Origin of the sequence: Vibrio lentus (assembly GCF_002875945.1) — a bacterium.
In the GTDB taxonomy this organism is placed as follows: domain Bacteria; phylum Pseudomonadota; class Gammaproteobacteria; order Enterobacterales; family Vibrionaceae; genus Vibrio; species Vibrio apostichopi.
Genome location: NZ_MCZK01000148.1, coordinates 78,227 through 94,982 on the forward strand (window position 1 = coordinate 78,227; position 16,756 = coordinate 94,982).

Annotated in this window: 11 protein-coding genes; 5 read left to right on the forward strand and 6 right to left on the reverse strand. The window is 43.4% G+C overall.

Annotation, left to right across the window (positions count from 1 at the left end; genetic code table 11):
• Positions 1–53: 53 nt before the first annotated feature.
• The 4 genes from pflA to BCT49_RS17695 form a co-directional block, all read right to left on the reverse strand.
• Complete coding sequence (gene pflA / locus BCT49_RS17680; RefSeq protein ID WP_102437053.1) at positions 54–794, reverse strand: pyruvate formate lyase 1-activating protein; 741 nt, start codon at positions 792–794, stop codon at positions 54–56.
• Positions 795–958: 164 nt separating this feature from the next.
• Positions 959–1,948: a lipid A deacylase LpxR family protein gene (locus BCT49_RS17685; RefSeq protein WP_102437055.1), complete on the reverse strand. Its 990-nt coding sequence runs from the start codon at positions 1,946–1,948 to the stop codon at positions 959–961.
• A gap of 202 nt (positions 1,949–2,150) precedes the next feature.
• Positions 2,151–4,427, reverse strand: a complete 2,277-nt coding sequence (gene pflB / locus BCT49_RS17690) for a formate C-acetyltransferase (RefSeq protein ID WP_017107258.1) — start codon at positions 4,425–4,427, stop codon at positions 2,151–2,153.
• A gap of 306 nt (positions 4,428–4,733) precedes the next feature.
• Positions 4,734–6,275 carry a DUF3360 family protein gene (locus BCT49_RS17695; RefSeq protein ID WP_102437057.1) on the reverse strand — a complete coding sequence of 514 codons (1,542 nt, stop codon included), beginning with the start codon at positions 6,273–6,275 and terminating at the stop codon, positions 4,734–4,736.
• A gap of 800 nt (positions 6,276–7,075) precedes the next feature.
• Between BCT49_RS17695 and BCT49_RS17700 the strand changes: the two genes are divergently transcribed.
• From BCT49_RS17700 to BCT49_RS17720, 5 genes are all read left to right on the forward strand, one after another.
• The gene (locus BCT49_RS17700; RefSeq protein WP_017107256.1) at positions 7,076–7,846 is read left to right on the forward strand and encodes an ABC transporter ATP-binding protein; all 771 of its coding nucleotides are present in this window, start codon (positions 7,076–7,078) and stop codon (positions 7,844–7,846) included.
• Between the two features lie 171 nt (positions 7,847–8,017).
• The gene (locus tag BCT49_RS17705; protein ID WP_102437059.1) at positions 8,018–8,788 is read left to right on the forward strand and encodes an ABC transporter substrate-binding protein; all 771 of its coding nucleotides are present in this window, start codon (positions 8,018–8,020) and stop codon (positions 8,786–8,788) included.
• Positions 8,789–8,867: 79 nt separating this feature from the next.
• Positions 8,868–9,608, forward strand: a complete 741-nt coding sequence (locus BCT49_RS17710; protein WP_102437061.1) for an ABC transporter permease — start codon at positions 8,868–8,870, stop codon at positions 9,606–9,608.
• Between the two features lie 2 nt (positions 9,609–9,610).
• On the forward strand, positions 9,611–10,288 hold the full coding sequence (locus tag BCT49_RS17715; RefSeq protein WP_017111069.1) for an ABC transporter permease: 678 nt from the start codon (positions 9,611–9,613) through the stop codon (positions 10,286–10,288).
• A gap of 231 nt (positions 10,289–10,519) precedes the next feature.
• A complete protein-coding gene (locus tag BCT49_RS17720; RefSeq protein WP_102437063.1) occupies positions 10,520–13,318 on the forward strand; it encodes an ImpA family metalloprotease in 2,799 nt (932 codons plus the stop codon).
• Positions 13,319–13,439: 121 nt separating this feature from the next.
• On the opposite strand, the gene xthA is transcribed toward BCT49_RS17720, so the two are convergent.
• Entirely contained in the window at positions 13,440–14,246 is an 807-nt protein-coding gene (gene xthA / locus BCT49_RS17725) for an exodeoxyribonuclease III (protein WP_017076717.1), read from the reverse strand.
• Between the two features lie 169 nt (positions 14,247–14,415).
• Entirely contained in the window at positions 14,416–16,581 is a 2,166-nt protein-coding gene (locus tag BCT49_RS17730; protein ID WP_102437066.1) for a S9 family peptidase, read from the reverse strand.
• Between the last annotated feature and the right edge of the window lie 175 nt (positions 16,582–16,756).

The following is a 16,756-nucleotide window of genomic DNA, read 5'->3' on the forward strand; positions in this document are numbered from 1 at the left end:
TGAGGCGTTTAAAATAGAGGTTGAGCACCGTCTTTATTCGAACTTTAGCAGTATTAGTATTTTACGTTTGAATGGTACTGACTAAGAACAGCGACAATCTCATCCATTTTTTCTTTGCTTGGCGGGTTTGTACCTTCAAGCGGGTAGTCGTAACCCAGCGCTTCCCATTTATGAGCACCAAGTTTGTGGTATGGAAGCAGTTCTACTTTCTCGATGTTATCCATGTCTTTGATGAACTCACCAAGAAGATGAGCATCTTCAGGCGTATCCGTGTAGCCAGGAACAATCACATAGCGAATCCAAGTCTTCTTACCGATTTTGTGCAGGTAGCGTGCGAAATCCAGAGTACGTCTATTCGATACACCAATGAAATCGTGGTGAATCTCATCTCGCATGTGTTTAAGATCAAGCATCACTAGATCAGAGGCTTCGAGTACTTCATCAACCACTTCTGTGTGCTTACGAATGTAGCCATTAGTATCAAGACAAGTGTGAATGCCTTCAGCTTGAGCTGCGCGGAAAAAATCACGAACAAACTCAGGTTGTAGCATCGCTTCGCCACCAGAACAGGTGATACCACCACCAGAGGCTTTCATGAAATGACGGTATGATTTTGCTTCGCTGATGATCTCTTCGACCGTTACTTCCTTTCCGTCATGAAGATCCCATGTATCGCGATTATGGCAGTACATACAACGCATTAAGCAGCCTTGAAGAAACACGATGAAGCGGATACCAGGGCCATCGACGGTACCACAAGATTCGAATGAGTGAATGCGACCAGTTGTAGACATGAGCTATTCTCGTAGAGGAATTTATACCGTTTATTTTATTACAAAAACGGTACATAAAATAGGGTCAAATGGTAACGAGGTCTTTAAAAAGAAAGGCAATCACCTGTGAAGATGATTGCCTTTATTAAACTGGAAAAGTAAAGGACGAAAGCCCTTGCTGGTGGTTAGAAGAAAGCAAACATAGTTATGCCACCAGTGGTGTAAATTGATTCTTTCGCTTCTTCGTAATCCGGTGTTTTTGCCGTTAGCGCGAAGGAGGCACCAACGTATTGGTTATACCAAGCAAAACCCAGTACGGCTGTCGCTTGGATGTTCTCTAGAGTGACATCGTATTGTTCAGGGTTTGGCCAATTATCTTCGATCCCAGAGCGGTCACCCTCGATAGTGAGGTCGTTAAATCGGTAACGTCCTTCAAGGCCAGCATAGGTAAACCAACCTGTGTTGGATGCGCCAATCATGCCAGCTTTAAATGGGTTTTCAGTGCTGATGTTAGCCGCGCCAAAGTTACCACCTAAGTCGGTACCCCAACGGAACATGAAGCCTGTTTGGATATCACTTCTAAAGTTACCCACATTAATTTCTGAAACGTTAGAGATCTCGAAGTCTGTATTTGCTAGTGCTTGATTACGCATTAGGTTGAAATGACTTAAGTAACCAACGCTCCCCGCCCACTCATCATCAACTTGATATTCCCAACCCATAGGCTCATCTGATTTCGTGATCGAGTGAACCAGCTTTTGAGCATCTTCAGACAGTGCGCGTTCGCCTGTGGTACCAAACGTGATGTTAAAACGTTGAGCTTGTTGTGGGTTCAAGCTGATGTAGTTGAATTCTGTATGCAGGTAACCTGCGTATGGGCGATCATTGGCAAGAGGTTCTTCTGCTTCAATATCAGAAGGCGTATACATCTTGTGGCCAATGGTGATTTCCCATTTATCTAGAGAGCTTGCGCCCCAGTAGGAAAGACTCAATGGTTTCACCCAATTGTATGGCGTAATACTTGACGATGTGTAACCCAGAAATAAGCCATTGGTATAGTCTTGGTCGACACCAAAAATACCATCATTATCTAAAGCGAAAGTTAGCGTAGAACGCTCAGATGCTAAAGATGAAAAAGAGAGAAGGATCAGGGGTAAACAACGCAGGTATTTCATGGAGCAGTTACTCTTAAATTATGAACCAAGATAGTACCGTAATTAGAGTTTAGGTGTGAAAAAAAAGTGAATAGATGACGGGTTTTTTGCTCAATCTGACGTTTCGTATAGTGAAGACGAAATAATAAATTTCTGGGTGATATAAAAAAGCCCCGCACATTGGCGGGGCTAATATCATTTTACTTATCTATTTAGCGTGAGCTTATAGAGACTCAGTAAATGTACGTGCGATTACGTCAGCTTGCTGCTCTGTAGTCAGAGAGTTGAAGCGTACAGCGTAACCAGAAACACGGATTGTTAGCTGAGGGTATTTCTCTGGGTGCTTAACTGCGTCTTCTAGAGTTTCGCGGTTAAGAACGTTAACGTTAAGGTGTTGACCACCTTCAATGCCAGCTTCGTGGTGGAAGTAACCATCCATTAGGCCTGCAAGGTTAGCACGTTGGCTGTCTTGTTCTTTACCTAATGCGTTTGGCACGATAGAGAACGTGTAAGAGATACCATCTTGTGCGTCAGCAAACGGTAGTTTACCTACAGACGTTAGTGAAGCTACAGCGCCTTTCTCATCACGACCGTGCATTGGGTTTGCACCAGGAGCGAAAGGAGCGCCAGCACGACGACCGTCTGGAGTGTTACCTGTTTTCTTACCGTAAACCACGTTAGACGTGATAGTAAGAACTGACTGTGTAGGGATAGAGTTACGGTAAGTCTTAAGCTTACGGATCTTGTTCATGAACGTAGAAACTAGTTCACAAGCAATATCATCTACACGAGAGTCGTTGTTACCGTATTTAGGGTAATCGCCTTCGATTTCGAAGTCAGTTGCGATACCGTCTTCATCACGGATTGGCTTCACTTTAGCAAACTTAATTGCAGACAGTGAGTCAGCAGCAACAGACAGACCAGCAATACCACAAGCCATAGTACGACGAACGTCACGGTCATGAAGAGCCATTAGAGACGCTTCGTAGCTGTACTTGTCGTGCATGTAGTGGATGCTGTTTAGTGCAGTCACGTATTGCTTAGCTAACCAGTCCATGAATGTGTCTAGGCGACCCATTACGTCATCGTAGTTAAGTACTTCGTCAGTGATCTTGTCGCCAACTGGGCCAACTTGCATTTTAAGCTTCTCATCAACGCCGCCGTTGATTGCGTAAAGCATAGTTTTTGCAAGGTTAGCACGAGCGCCGAAGAACTGCATTTGCTTACCAACGATCATTGGTGATACACAACAAGCGATTGCGTAATCATCAGAATCAAGGTCAGGACGCATTAGGTCATCATTTTCGTACTGGATAGAAGAGGTATCGATAGATACCTTCGCACAGAAACGTTTGAAGCCGTCAGGCAGTTGCTCAGACCAAAGAACAGTGATGTTTGGTTCTGGAGAAGGACCCATTGTGTATAGAGAGTTAAGGAAACGGAAGTTCGAACGCGTTACTAGCGTACGACCGTCGATACCCATACCACCCATAGACTCTGTTGCCCAGATTGGGTCGCCAGAGAATAGCTCATCGTACTCAGGAGTACGTAGGAAACGAACCATACGCAGCTTCATTACGAAGTGGTCGATCATTTCTTGAGCTTGGTCTTCTGTAATTTTACCAGCAGCGATATCACGCTCTAGGTAGATGTCTAGGAAAGTCGAAGTACGACCTAGAGACATTGCAGCGCCATTTTGAGATTTAACAGCAGCTAGGTAGCCGAAGTAAGTCCACTGAATCGCTTCTTGAGCAGATTGAGCTGGCTCAGAGATATCGAAGCCGTAAGTCGCTGCCATTTGCTTGATTTGACCTAGAGCACGATGTTGCTCAGAGATCTCTTCACGCAGTTGCATTGTAGCTGCAAGATCTTCGCCGTTCTCGAAACGCTCTTGTAGAGAAGCGAATTGAGCCGCTTTGTCTTTCATTAGGAAATCAATACCGTAAAGTGCTACGCGACGGTAATCACCAATGATACGACCACGGCCGTAAGCATCAGGAAGACCAGTCAGAACACCAGACTTACGACATTTTAGGATATCAGGCGTGTAGATATCGAAAACACCAGCGTTGTGCGTTTTACGGTATTCTGAATAGATTTTTGAAACCATCGGGTCAAGAGTTTCACCGTATGCTTTACAAGAACCTTCAACCATACGTACACCACCGTTAGGGATGATTGCACGTTTTAGTGGTTTTTCAGTTTGTAGACCAACAATTGTTTCAAGGTCTTTTTGGATGTAGCCCGCATCATGAGAAGTGATGGTAGAGATAACAGAAGTATCGAAATCTACAGGTGCTTTAGTTGCGTTTTCCTGTTTGATACCTTCCATTACCGAAGCCCAAAGCGTATTAGTCGCCTCAGTACCTTCAGAAACTAGGAAAGACTCGTCGCCTTCATACGGCGTGTAGTTCTTTTGAATGAAATCACGAACGTTTACTTCGCTTTGCCACTCACCTGCAGCAAAATCTTCCCAAGCTTTAGCAAATTGCTCTGCCATGACATACCTACCTTTTTAGTAGAAAAAATTCGTACTTAACACTGTTGAGCCAGCGCCCCTCGTAAGGGTAGTACACTCTTATTAATAACAATATATATGAGCATATAAGCTTCATATGGTTATATATATTGTCACTACTTTTTATATGTTGTCTTTACTCTATGAATTCAAGACTACGCTAAAAAATTCCTGCAAACCTTAAACTAAATCAATAAATGCCAAAAAAAGTTGAAAAAATTTGAGTGGCAGGGGTTGCCACCCAAACTTTTTTTTAGTCTCAATACTACTTTTGTGTAGTAAAGACCATTATAGCCAAGCTTTTAGACCATACTGGCTTTCTAGCATACCAACTGCAAGCATTGCTACTAGACAGATAACTAGAACACCGACTGGGATAACAATCTTGTCGACAAATGATAGACGCTTCGCACGCTCTTTATCACCAATCAGACCGTTGTTATCAAGCAGCATTGTTAAAGCCCAAGCTAATACAGGGTTAACAACTGCTGAACCAAAGATACAGATACCAGCCGCTTGTGAATCTTTTGAATCCTTAACCATCTGCATACCCGCTTCAAGAAGAGGTAGAGATACACCTACAAGTAGCGCAACACGCATTACTGGTGGCCATACTGCTACATCCATAGGGAAGCCAAGGATTGCAACAATAATACATAGAGAACCAAGTAAGATTGCGCCGCCAGGGATAGGGCGTTTCGCGATTGCTGCTGGGATCATGTAAGTACCCCAAGAAGATGTGATGTTACCACCACCAACCGCAGTACCGACCATTTGACGAACAGAACACATAGTCATTGTGTCATCTACGTCCATCAGTACTTTTTCAGATTTTTTAGGGTAGTTCAGTTCTTGGAAGATACGGTGACCTAGGAAATCAGGTGACCACATCGCAACTGCAAGGATTGCGAAAGGCAGAGAAGCAATGAAGTGCTCTACGTTTGGCAGGCCAAGCATCCAACCTTCAGAAGTCGAACCCCACCAGTAAACTGGGTTCAGGTTTGGAATGCCCATTTCTGTTTCGAAAACAATATCGAAACCAGCACCCAGAACAAGCGCGATAACTAGGCCGGTAAATGCACAAACTGGAATTGCCAACCAACGCTTGTTCACTTTTGCAAGGAAAGCGTAAATAGCAATGGTCACAGCAAGAACGATTAAACCAACATAACCCATGCTGCCTGCTTCAACTGTTGAAGATTGAAGACCAACCGCCCAAGCTTGGATAGAGTTGATTTGGCTCATGGTGCCAGTGAGACCCAAGAAGATTAACAAACCACCTGCCGTACCTTCGGAGGTGAGGTTAACCAGTTTTGAGCCGCCTTTTAGGAAACTTAGGATTAGACCAAAGACACCGATTAGGATCGCCAATGCAAGAGGGTGGGCACCCGCTAATGCGATAGTACCAATAAGTGGGATCATTGGGCCGTGGTTGCCGGCAAGGTTAGCTTTAGGGTTAAAGAAGCCTGAAGCAAGAATACAGAATAGAAGTGCAGGGATAAGCATCTCTACACGAGCGACTTCAATCGCAAACTCTTTACCAAGGTTTACGTGATCCCAAGCTTGAGTTAGGCCATCAGCCCAAGACATCATTACTGCAGAATACATCGCGATGATACCAATGGTACCAGCAAGTGCAGGAACAAGATCTTCAAGTTCAAAACGGAAGTCACGACCAGGAAGGTTTAGGCCAAAACGACGAGGCTTCATGATTTGAAGTTCGTGATCTAAGTAATCTGAGCGGCTCTCAAATTCAGAAGCAGGGCGGTGAAGCTCTTTATAGCTTTTCTCTTCTACTTCAGAGTTCGCATTATTGACAACGTCTGACATAGATTCCTCATATTTTTATGTTAGTAATTCTAAAATTGAATTCTATAAGTTCGCGTAATTGCGTAATTGCGTTATTTCTTAGTTATAACTTATTAACATTATGTTGCACGCTTTTGATGTGCTTTATGCAGCTAAGTTAAAAGAAATGTTTGGCATTTTTAATGCCTTATTGTGTGCTGAGGAGTCTAACAAGCTTACCCTTTAGGGTGATTGATCTTGATCACTTTATGAGTGTATGTGAAAGAAAGCTACAAAACGAAGCGTTTCGTTAACTTCCCATTGATGAATCATGTAATTTGTTTTCACAAACTGACGTTTACCTATCTTCTCCGAGCCTGTGTCGCCATGACTTGAGCTCAATGCCCAATTCTTACCGAGTTATTTCACTATTACTTGTTTCCCAACTGCTCCCGGTGAAATGCTTACAATGTAATAACCTTAAAATAATTGTGCTTTATGCTGAGTGTGTTGTGTTGAACGCGCAGATTATATTTTGCTGATCTCGACATATCTAAGTTCACAAAACTTGTTTTTCTTGTGAGGCATCAAGCTACGAGAATCTCATTTTGATTAACTTTATTTAAACAATGTAAGGCGTGTAATTACAGCTTATTGATAGAACTCATTCATTAAATTGAGGTGAAAACGCTACCTTTTGCATAATAAGTCAGAGTGAATCGCTATTTATTCCGATTTATTAGGTTAATAATTTGTTGCATGTTGTTTCGTGTGGTGCTAGTTTGTATCGCATGAAAAGGTCGGAGTACCTTGCATTTTCACAAACTTGGGAGAGAAAGCGCATGAAAGATGTACCGGCGCTGGACATAAAGGATCTACACAAAACGTTTGGTCAAAATGAAGTTTTAAAGGGAATTTCACTTTCTGCGCATAAAGGCGATGTAGTATCGATTATCGGATCTTCAGGATCGGGTAAAAGTACTTTCCTTAGATGTATCAACCTCTTAGAAACACCTACTGCTGGCGAAATTTGGGTTAATGGCGAGTTAATTCAGATGAAAAATAACCGTCAAGGCGTTTCTGTTCCTGCAAATGAAAAACAAGTTCAACGAATCCGTTCTCGTTTGGCTATGGTTTTTCAAGGCTTCAATCTATGGTCTCACCTGACCGTTCTCGAAAATGTTATCGAAGCACCCGTTCATGTCTTAGGCGTACCTAAAGCACAAGCGATTGAAAATGCTGAGCTGCTACTGAAGAAAGTAGGACTGTATGAACGTAAAGATTACTACCCAGGCCATTTGTCTGGCGGACAACAACAGCGTGCTGCGATTGCAAGAGCGCTAGCGGTTGATCCTGAAGTAATGTTATTCGATGAACCAACCTCTGCACTTGACCCTGAGTTAGTTGGGGAAGTTCTTGGTGTAATGCGCGATCTAGCAGAAGAAGGAAGAACCATGCTTGTGGTAACACATGAAATGGCTTTTGCTCGTGACGTATCTAACCATGTGATGTTCCTACATCAAGGTCTGGTGGAAGAACAGGGCGATCCAGCTAAACTGTTTACGGCACCTGAATCAGAGCGTTTACAGCAATTTATCTCCTCAATCTACTAAAAGCAGTTTGCATACGCAGCTCGATTGAAGTGAACCCAAATTGAAATACTGTTGCTAAGGTCAATGGCAGCGGTATAAGCAATAAAACACAACAAGTCGTTTAATAAGTAACAACAAACACAATATTAAAAACTAGTACAACATAAAAACCTAAATCACAGGAGTAGGGATATGAAAAAGTGGTTATTAGTAGCGGCACTTGCTGCAACTGCTGCAACGGGCGTAGCTCAAGCAAAAGAATGGAAAACAGTACGCTTCGGTATTGAAGGTGCTTACCCTCCATTTAGCTGGACTGAAGCTGATGGTTCACTAAAAGGCTTTGATGTCGATATGGCGAACGCACTTTGTACTGAAATGCAGGTTAAGTGTAAGATCGTAGCGCAAGATTGGGATGGCATTATTCCTTCTCTACTTGCTCGTAAATATGATGCGATCATCGCGGCAATGTCGATTACAGAAGAACGTAAGAAAAAAATCGACTTTACTGGTAAGTACGCACTTATCCCGAACAAATTCATCGCTAAAAAAGACGCTGGACTTAACTTTGATGACCTAAGTGGTCAAAAAATCGCAGTTCAACGTGCGACAACTCACGATAAGTACCTAACAGACAACTACGGTGACTCAGTAGAGATCGTTCGTTACGGTTCATTCGACGAAGCTTATCTTGATCTAGCAAACGGCCGTGTTGTTGCTGTACTTGGTGATGCGTCTGCTCTTGAAGAAGGCGTATTAAACAAAGCCGGTGGCGAAGCTTATGAGTTTGTTGGCCCATCACTAACGGATCCTAAATGGTTCGGTGAAGGTTTTGGTATTGCACTACGCAAGCAAGACAAAGATCTGACTAAACAGCTAGATGCTGCAATCCTTTCACTACGTGAAAAAGGCATCTACCAAGATATCGCGGCTAAGTACTTCAACTACGACGTATACGGCAAGTAATCTCTAGCGTCACTTCTTAAGGGAGAGGTTCTCCTCTCCCTGTCTTACCAACTTTTTCGCAGTTCTGTTGGAATTCATTATGTTTGATTTACAAGGATATGAAGCTTCGATCCTGAAAGGGGCGGTGCTTACAATCGAAGTTGCCTTGCTGTCGCTAATTTTAGCTATGGTTCTTGGTATGCTAGGTGCCTTAGCAAAACTGGCGCCGTATCGCTGGGCTCGTGCTATCGCAACCCTCTACACAACCGTTATTCGAGGCATTCCTGATCTCGTATTGATGATGTTGATTTTCTTTGGTGGACAAATCCTTTTAAACAACAGTTTGTATTCCATCAATGAGTGGCTCAATGAATGGTTCACGTCGAGTGACCCTAACCATGAGTGGACTGCTTACTTACCTGATTACATTGATGTCAGCCCATTTATTGCTGGTGTATTAACGATTGGCTTTATCTTCGGTGCTTACATGGCTGAAACATTCCGTGGCGCCATCATGGCTGTTGATAGCGGTGAGATGGAAGCGGCAAAGGCCTATGGTATGGGCCCTGTATTAGCGTTCCGTCGTATCCTGCTTCCGCAAATGATCCGTCATGCTTTACCGGGTTTCGGCAACAACTGGTTAGTATTGCTTAAAACGACCGCTCTGGTATCCATTATCGGCTTAGAAGATATGGTACGTGTTAGCGCGTTGGCAGCAGGCTCAACCAAAATGCCATTTACCTTCTACATGTCAGTGGCGCTTATTTTCTTATTCTTCACTAGTGTATCGACAGGGCTACTCAAGCTTGTTGAACGCAAATTTAGTATCCACGCGAGGTAGTTATGGACTTTTCATTGATAATTGAAAGCCTGCCAATTTACCTTAGTGGTTTATGGACAACGGCTTGGATGGTTTGTGTTGCTTTGGTTATTGGCTTATTCGTTGCCATACCATTAGCTATCTCTCGTAACAGCCCAAATATGTTGATTAACGCACCAGCGTGGTCATTTATCTATTTCTTCCGTGGTACGCCGCTGCTGGTTCAGTTGTACCTGATTTACTACGGAATGGATCAGTTCTTCCCTGTAAAAGATACACTATGGGAAAATGCATGGTTTTGTGCTTTGGTGGCATTCATCCTTAACACATCGGCATACACAGCTGAAATCATTCGCGGTGCGATTAACGGCTTACCAAAAGGTGAAGTTGAAGCAGCAAAAGCATATGGCATGAGTACACCGAAGACATACCGCCGTATCATTCTGCCAAGTGCTCTTCGTCGAGCGTTACCGGCTTACAGTAATGAAGTTATCTTCATGCTTCACGGTTCAGCAGTTGCAGGTATTGTAACGATTATGGATCTGACGGGTGCAGCACGTTTGGTTAACTCACGTTACTACGCTCCATTCGAATCTTTCTTAACAGCAGGTCTGTTCTACATGGCGCTCACGTTTATCATCATCGCGATTTTCAAATTCGCAGAGAAACGTTTCCTAGCTTACCTAAGACCGCTTAGCTAATAAGTACACAGCAACAGTTTCAGTTAAACAAACGGCGCTTTCATAGCGCCGTTTTTTATATCGTCAAAACTACTGTTCTTTAATTTTTCGGCGGAAGAAAGAGCGCGTTAACTGAGGGTTTTTAAAAATAGTTAACTTGCTTCAAATAGCGTCCACGCATTCATTAGAATAATTGCTTTAGAGTTAACTATAGATAGACTCAGCGAAATTTTGTTGTTGTATGGAATAATGATGAAAAAGAGTAACTTACTATCCAATTTGGTTCTTTGTGTTATCGCCTTATCACTTTTAGGATGCGGAGGTGGTAGCGGCGGTGAAAGTGCCCAAACTGGTTCTGGTGGGGAAGGTAATGAAGGTGACGGAAGCGGAGATCCTGGCATTACACCAACCCCACAAACTGCGGTGCAAAAGGCATTGTCCACAGGTGACGCTTCTTATGTAACGGACTCTCATGAGTTTATTGATGCGAGCCAAATATTAGTGACTCGATATAACTCGGATTACAATCTGATTAAACAAGCTTTATCTCAAAACTCGGAAGGCGAGCCTCTAAGTAACCTTTACTGGGATCCAACACATGATGCTGCGATTATCTTGCCAACCTATGGTTTTAACGATGTCATCTTAAGGACCAATAAAGCGATGATTGATGGGTATGATGATCAAGAGTTAGTGATAGGTATTGCTGGCTATACATCAGACAACAGTCGCTATGCCGCATTAGCAAGTAACCCGTTTCGAACTAAGCAGCGTTTTCCTGACTCGGTCAATGAAGAGATGGACACTTGGCTGAAGAATTTAGTTGGGTGGGCTTCAGGTACACAATCACCTAAAAATGTTGTCTTAGCTCAGCTAGATCAGTCTCATTATTTTCCTGATGACCAAGCGACACGAAACTGGTTAACCGACAATGTTAACGCTTCTATGGTTATCAACGTTGACAATGCTTGTGATGGCAGTCAGTTAAGCCAATGTCTTGAAACTAATCCCCCTGATTTGTTGATCTTGTCTCAAAAGCTTAATGCTGGCGATAGCATAGACGATGTTCTTAAGGGGGTACGCCTCGCGTTCAGCAAGAACATTCCTGTTTTGTACCTGCATCTTGATGGTGGCATGACGGGCTTAGGTAATGCCTTGTTTTCTGAAATGCACATGACCTATGTTGGTGATAACTATTGGCGCAAGCTCGGCCTGTCTAATTGGGACTCTACACAGCTTATTAATCAGATTCCGGATAATATTGCTCAACAACAAGCGCTTTTACAGCGATTGAAAGATGACAGTTTTACCGTTGACCTGAATACGTGTGATGACAAATCTTGTCCTGATGATTCCAATATGGATGAAGAATTCTATATTGCGGCGAACAGTATTCGTTCACACCTAACATCGCTTGATAGTAAGAAAGTTGACCTATTTGTATCGGATGATTACGAATATGAAAAGCTGTTACTGCTGCTCGCTGATCATTACCGTCAAGATGTTCAGTACCCAATGGGTAAAGGTGTAACCGAGAGAATTGATTTTCTTCGTTCTTATTATAGTGACTACGCTGTATACAACAGACGTCTACATAATGCCGCACAACCAAGTCTAGGTAATTTTAGCACTAAGAGTTTTGAGAACGTTCCTCTCGTAACCAAAACAATCGCCTTGGAGCCTAAGAGACACTTCCGATCCGCTGGAGTGTATGCCTTACCGGGTAAGACGATTAAAGTGACTCGCTTAGACAGTAACGAAGTGGCTACGTCTATTGCATTCAATACATTGCGTAACGGTGCGACACACGAGTTTTCGGGTAATGACGGTTACGCTAGGCCAAAGTTTTTAACCTCGGTCACTTATCCCGTAAAACCGGGAGAGACGATTTATCTGACGTCTGCTTACGGTGGAACGCTGCAGGTTCATTTTGATACCAATGATATTGATGTTGAATTGCGTTTTGAAAATGTAGCGCAGCATCCAGTTTGGCGCAGTGAAGCAGACAACGACAGTTTTGTTGCACAGCTTGAAGAAGGAAACTTTGATTGGGCTGAACTCATTACTCCGGGGTTTGAGGTTCATTCAAAGCTGGAAAAGATGCAGGATTCGGTGAGCCCAGCGCGTTGGAATAAGCCACAAGACATGGCATTAGCGACAGAGCGTTACGTTCATAACTTACCTCATGCACTTGCTGGTTTTGAAGGTCCGGGAATCGATGTGATTGAGGAAGTTCAGCAATACGCAAAAAATCAGGGTTGGCAGGTTGAAACCATTGATATTGTGAAGCACATGAACGCCGACCAAGCGAACTGTGGTTACGGTTGCTCAGGTAACCCTTACGATGCTTATTGGTCTTTTGATCCTCTAGGGCATGGTGATTTGCATGAATTAGGGCATGGGCTTGAGAAGAGTCGCTTCCGTTTCTCTGGCTGGGAAGGTCACTCAACGACGAACTATTATTCTTATTACAGTAAGTCTCGCTATTACCAAGAGACAGGAAAAATATCCGCTTGCCAAGGTTTAGACTTCAAAGGTCAATTCGAAGTGCTTAAACAGAGTCGTTTAGAAGCCGATCCGAATGCCTATATGGCAGCTCAGAACCAAGCGAATTGGAGTTGGGGTGCAAGAATCTATATCCAGATGATGATGTTGGCGCAAGAGCAGGGGATTTTGACAACGGGTTGGCACTTACTGGGACGTTTGCACACGATAGAGCGAGAGTTTAATCGATTGGCAAAGTCGGAAGAACTATGGAATGCGGGTAAAGGCTCGATAGGTTTCTCGGATTACACACTTGAAGAAGTAAAAGCAATTTCTAGTGATGATTGGCAATTGATCGCGATTAGTTATGTTACTCAGCGAGATATGCGAGCGTACTTGGATATGTGGGGCTTTAGCTTTGAGAATAAGGCGAAACAGCAAGTAGGAAGCTTGAGCTTAACCGCTATGCCTCTTAAGTACTTTGCGTCTGAGAACACGGGTTACTGTTTGGATGATTTTGCGAAGTATCCGTTGGATGTTGATGGAAGTGCTGCTTGGCCACTTTGATTAATCGGTAACAACAAATTTGATTAAGCGATAAAGATGGATATAAAAAGGAGAGGTGGGCAATTCCAACTCTCCTTTCTTTTTAACTAGTTAAACAAGAAAACGAGTTAAACAAGCAATATTATTTGAACGTTGACCAAATTGGTGCGTGATCAGATGGCTTTTCAATGCCACGCAGTTCGTAATCGATGCCTGCTTCAGTACATTTATCAGCAAGTTTCTGAGTCGCAAGTACTACATCAATGCGTAGGCCGCGGTTGTCCACGAAACCTTTCGAGCGGTAATCAAACCACGAGTATTGATCGTTTACTTCTGGATGTAGTAAACGGAAGCTGTCTACAAATCCCCAATCCATCAGTGTTTTCAGCCATTCGCGCTCTTCTGGTTGGAAAGAACACTTACCGGTTTTCAACCAACGTTTCGCGTTAGGTTCACCGATGCCGATGTCTGCGTCGATAGGACTGATGTTAATGTCGCCCATCACAATGACTTGTTCATCTTTGTTGTGGTAGTCATTTAGGTAAGTCATCAAGTCTTTGTAGAACTGACGCTTGTATGGGTATTTAGTCTCGTGCTTGATGTTATCCCCTTGAGGGAAGTAGCCATTAAGCACGGTAACTTTTTCACCGTTTTCGTCTTCAAAAGTCGCCATGATCATACGCTTTTGATGGTCTTCATTGTCTGTAGGAAAACCTTTCTGCACAGAGATGGGCTCCTGCTTACATAGCATAGCCACACCGTAGTGCGCTTTTTGGCCATGGAAGTAAACCTTGTAACCCATCGCTTCAACATCAGCGAGCGGGAAGGCTTCATCGTGTACTTTTATCTCTTGAAGACCAATCACGTCAGGTTGGTGTTTGTCGATAATCGCTTGCAGTTGGTGAAGGCGGGCTCTAAGGCCATTGATGTTGAAGCTAATTACTTTCATTTGTTTTTATACCTCTCGGAAACCTTTGTCACTGTTTGTTCTAAAGGTTTTTTGATTTGGTTGATTCCATGGTTCATCGTATTTAACCATGCTTAATAATTTCTGTCGCCATTTTGTAGTGACTAAATGGCGACGTAAAATTGTGTGAATACCTACAGTCACGCGGAATCTATTGAGTCTTTAGCAAGTCTAAAAAGAAAGCGTATTCAAGTGCGTCTTCTTTCAATCGTTTAAATCGACCAGAAGCACCACCGTGACCGGCTTCCATATCGGTTTTGAACAGCAGTACATTGTTGTCTGTTTTCATTTCACGCAGTTTCGCCACCCACTTCATTGGTTCAAAGTACTGTACCTGTGAGTCATGCAGACCTGTTGTTACCAGCATGTTCGGGTAGTTTTGTACCTTAATGTTGTCGTATGGCGAGTAACCCAGCATGTAATCGTAGTAGGTTTTATCGTTCGGATTGCCCCATTCGTCATATTCGTTTGTGGTTAGAGGAATCGATTCATCAAGCATGGTCGTTACCACGTCTACAAACGGAACATGAGCACCAATACCACGGTACAGTTCTGGTGCTTGGTTGATGATCGCGCCCATCAATAGACCGCCAGCAGAGCCGCCCACCGAAAATACTTTATCTTGAGCTCCGTAGCCTTCTTCAACAAGCCCTTTGGTTACATCGACAAAATCGTTAAATGTGTTTTGTTTGGTCAGCTTTTTGCCGTCCTCATACCAAGGGCGACCAAGCATTTCTGAACCACGAATATGTGCGATCGCGTAAACGAAGCCTCGATCAAGTAGGCTTAGACGAGCTGAGCGGAAGGTCGGTTCAATCGTTGAGCCGTATGAGCCATAGCCATATTGGTAGATTGGGTTAGTGCCGTCTTTCTTGAATAAGTCTTTGCGATACACCAAAGAGACAGGCACTTGCTTGCCATCGCGAGCCGTCACCATGATTCGCTCTGATTGGTAATTATCCGCTTCGAAATCACCTAATACTGGTGTTTGCTTCATGAGTTCGGATTCACCTGAATTTAGATCGAAATCATAGTAAGTACCTGGCGTGGTTAAGCTGCTGTAGTAGACACGAACTTTTGAGTTATCTAATTCATAGTTACCAGTCAGGTAAGCGGCAAAAGCGACGTCATTGAACTCTAGTGGGAACTCTTTGCCCGTTGATAGTTGACGTACTTTCACTGTAGATAAGCCATTTGCACGTTGCTCGTAAACAAGATGGTCATCAAACAACTCGAAATCAACAAGTTGAGTATTATCGTCGGCTGGGATGACATCAACCCATTTTGAACGGTCGTGCATGTCTTCGGTTGTGACTTTCATTAAACGGAAGTTGACGGCTTGGTAGTTGGTGTAGATATAGTACCAGTCACCCAGTTTAGCGATGCTGTACTCAATGCCCGTTTCTTGTAGGTAAAAAGGTTTCGCTCTCGCGTGTGGGTCGTTGGCATCTATGACTGAAACACCGCTGGTTTCTGTGCTTGAGTGCCAAATGTACACCTGTTGGCCATCTTTACTCTTACTTAAGCCAGTGTAGTAAGCCGTGTCGGTTTCTTCGTAAATCAAATCATCGTTTGTCTGAGGTGTGCCTAAAACATGGCGGAAAACTTGATAACCCAGCAACGTTTGCGGATCTTTCTTGATGTAATAGAAGGCTTGGTTGTCGTTTTGCCATGCAATTGAACTCGAGGCACCTTCAATTTCATCCGTTAGATATTGACCGGTCGTGAGGTCTTTAATCTTGATGGTGTAAACACGGCGGCTCAGTGTATCTTCGCCATAGGCCAGTAAGTTTTCGTTTGGGCTGATCGTTAAGCCGCCAATACTGAAGAATTCGTGTTCTTTTGCCAGTGCGTTAACATCTAAGATGACTTGCTTGTCTGTGCCTGCAAAGTCTTTTGCACGTAAGTGAACTTCGTATTCGTTGTCACCTGTGACTTCATTCGAATAGAAGTAGCTGCCTTTGCGAACGGGTACTGAATTGTCGTCTTTCGCGATTCGGCCTTTGATCTCTTCAAATAACTGTTTTTGTAATGCATCAGTGTGTTTCAACACGGTCTCTGCGTACTGATTCTCTTGCTCAAGGTGTTGCAAGATCTCTGGGTCTTGGCGTTCGTCATCGCGCATCCAGTAATAATCGTCGATTCTAGTGTCACCATGAATCGTCATTGCATGAGGAACTTTCTTAGCAACGGGGGCTTTGGTTTGCTGAGCGATAAGTTGCGATTGAGAGTAGTGGTTCATGGTTGGTATTCCTTGATTGCTGCATCCGGCGACAAGCGCGACCGATACGGCTAATGTGGTGAAAGCGAAACGCATCTTTATATCCTATTGTGTACCTTACTCGTTTTAATGCCAGCATCCTTTGTAATCGGAGTCTAGGTACGTTGATGTTCTTCCAGTGATGTTATTTATAATTGGATTCTGGATATGCACTTTTAGCGTAAGTGTCTGTTATTGTTTTCAATAAATCAAAGGGCTCTTCTCCGCTTAG

What these genes read in the sequence shown, in the direction of transcription:
- BCT49_RS17695 (WP_102437057.1), bottom strand. Translation starts at nt 6,275, where the DNA reads ATGTCAGACGTTGTCAATAATGCGAACTCTGAAGTAGAAGAGAAAAGC.
- xthA (WP_017076717.1), bottom strand. Translation starts at nt 14,246, where the DNA reads ATGAAAGTAATTAGCTTCAACATCAATGGCCTTAGAGCCCGCCTTCAC.
- BCT49_RS17710 (WP_102437061.1), top strand. Translation starts at nt 8,868, where the DNA reads ATGTTTGATTTACAAGGATATGAAGCTTCGATCCTGAAAGGGGCGGTG.
- BCT49_RS17705 (WP_102437059.1), top strand. Translation starts at nt 8,018, where the DNA reads ATGAAAAAGTGGTTATTAGTAGCGGCACTTGCTGCAACTGCTGCAACG.
- BCT49_RS17720 (WP_102437063.1), top strand. Translation starts at nt 10,520, where the DNA reads ATGAAAAAGAGTAACTTACTATCCAATTTGGTTCTTTGTGTTATCGCC.
- pflB (WP_017107258.1), bottom strand. Translation starts at nt 4,427, where the DNA reads ATGGCAGAGCAATTTGCTAAAGCTTGGGAAGATTTTGCTGCAGGTGAG.
- BCT49_RS17685 (WP_102437055.1), bottom strand. Translation starts at nt 1,948, where the DNA reads ATGAAATACCTGCGTTGTTTACCCCTGATCCTTCTCTCTTTTTCATCT.
- BCT49_RS17700 (WP_017107256.1), top strand. Translation starts at nt 7,076, where the DNA reads ATGAAAGATGTACCGGCGCTGGACATAAAGGATCTACACAAAACGTTT.
- pflA (WP_102437053.1), bottom strand. Translation starts at nt 794, where the DNA reads ATGTCTACAACTGGTCGCATTCACTCATTCGAATCTTGTGGTACCGTC.
- BCT49_RS17715 (WP_017111069.1), top strand. Translation starts at nt 9,611, where the DNA reads ATGGACTTTTCATTGATAATTGAAAGCCTGCCAATTTACCTTAGTGGT.
- BCT49_RS17730 (WP_102437066.1), bottom strand. Translation starts at nt 16,581, where the DNA reads ATGCGTTTCGCTTTCACCACATTAGCCGTATCGGTCGCGCTTGTCGCC.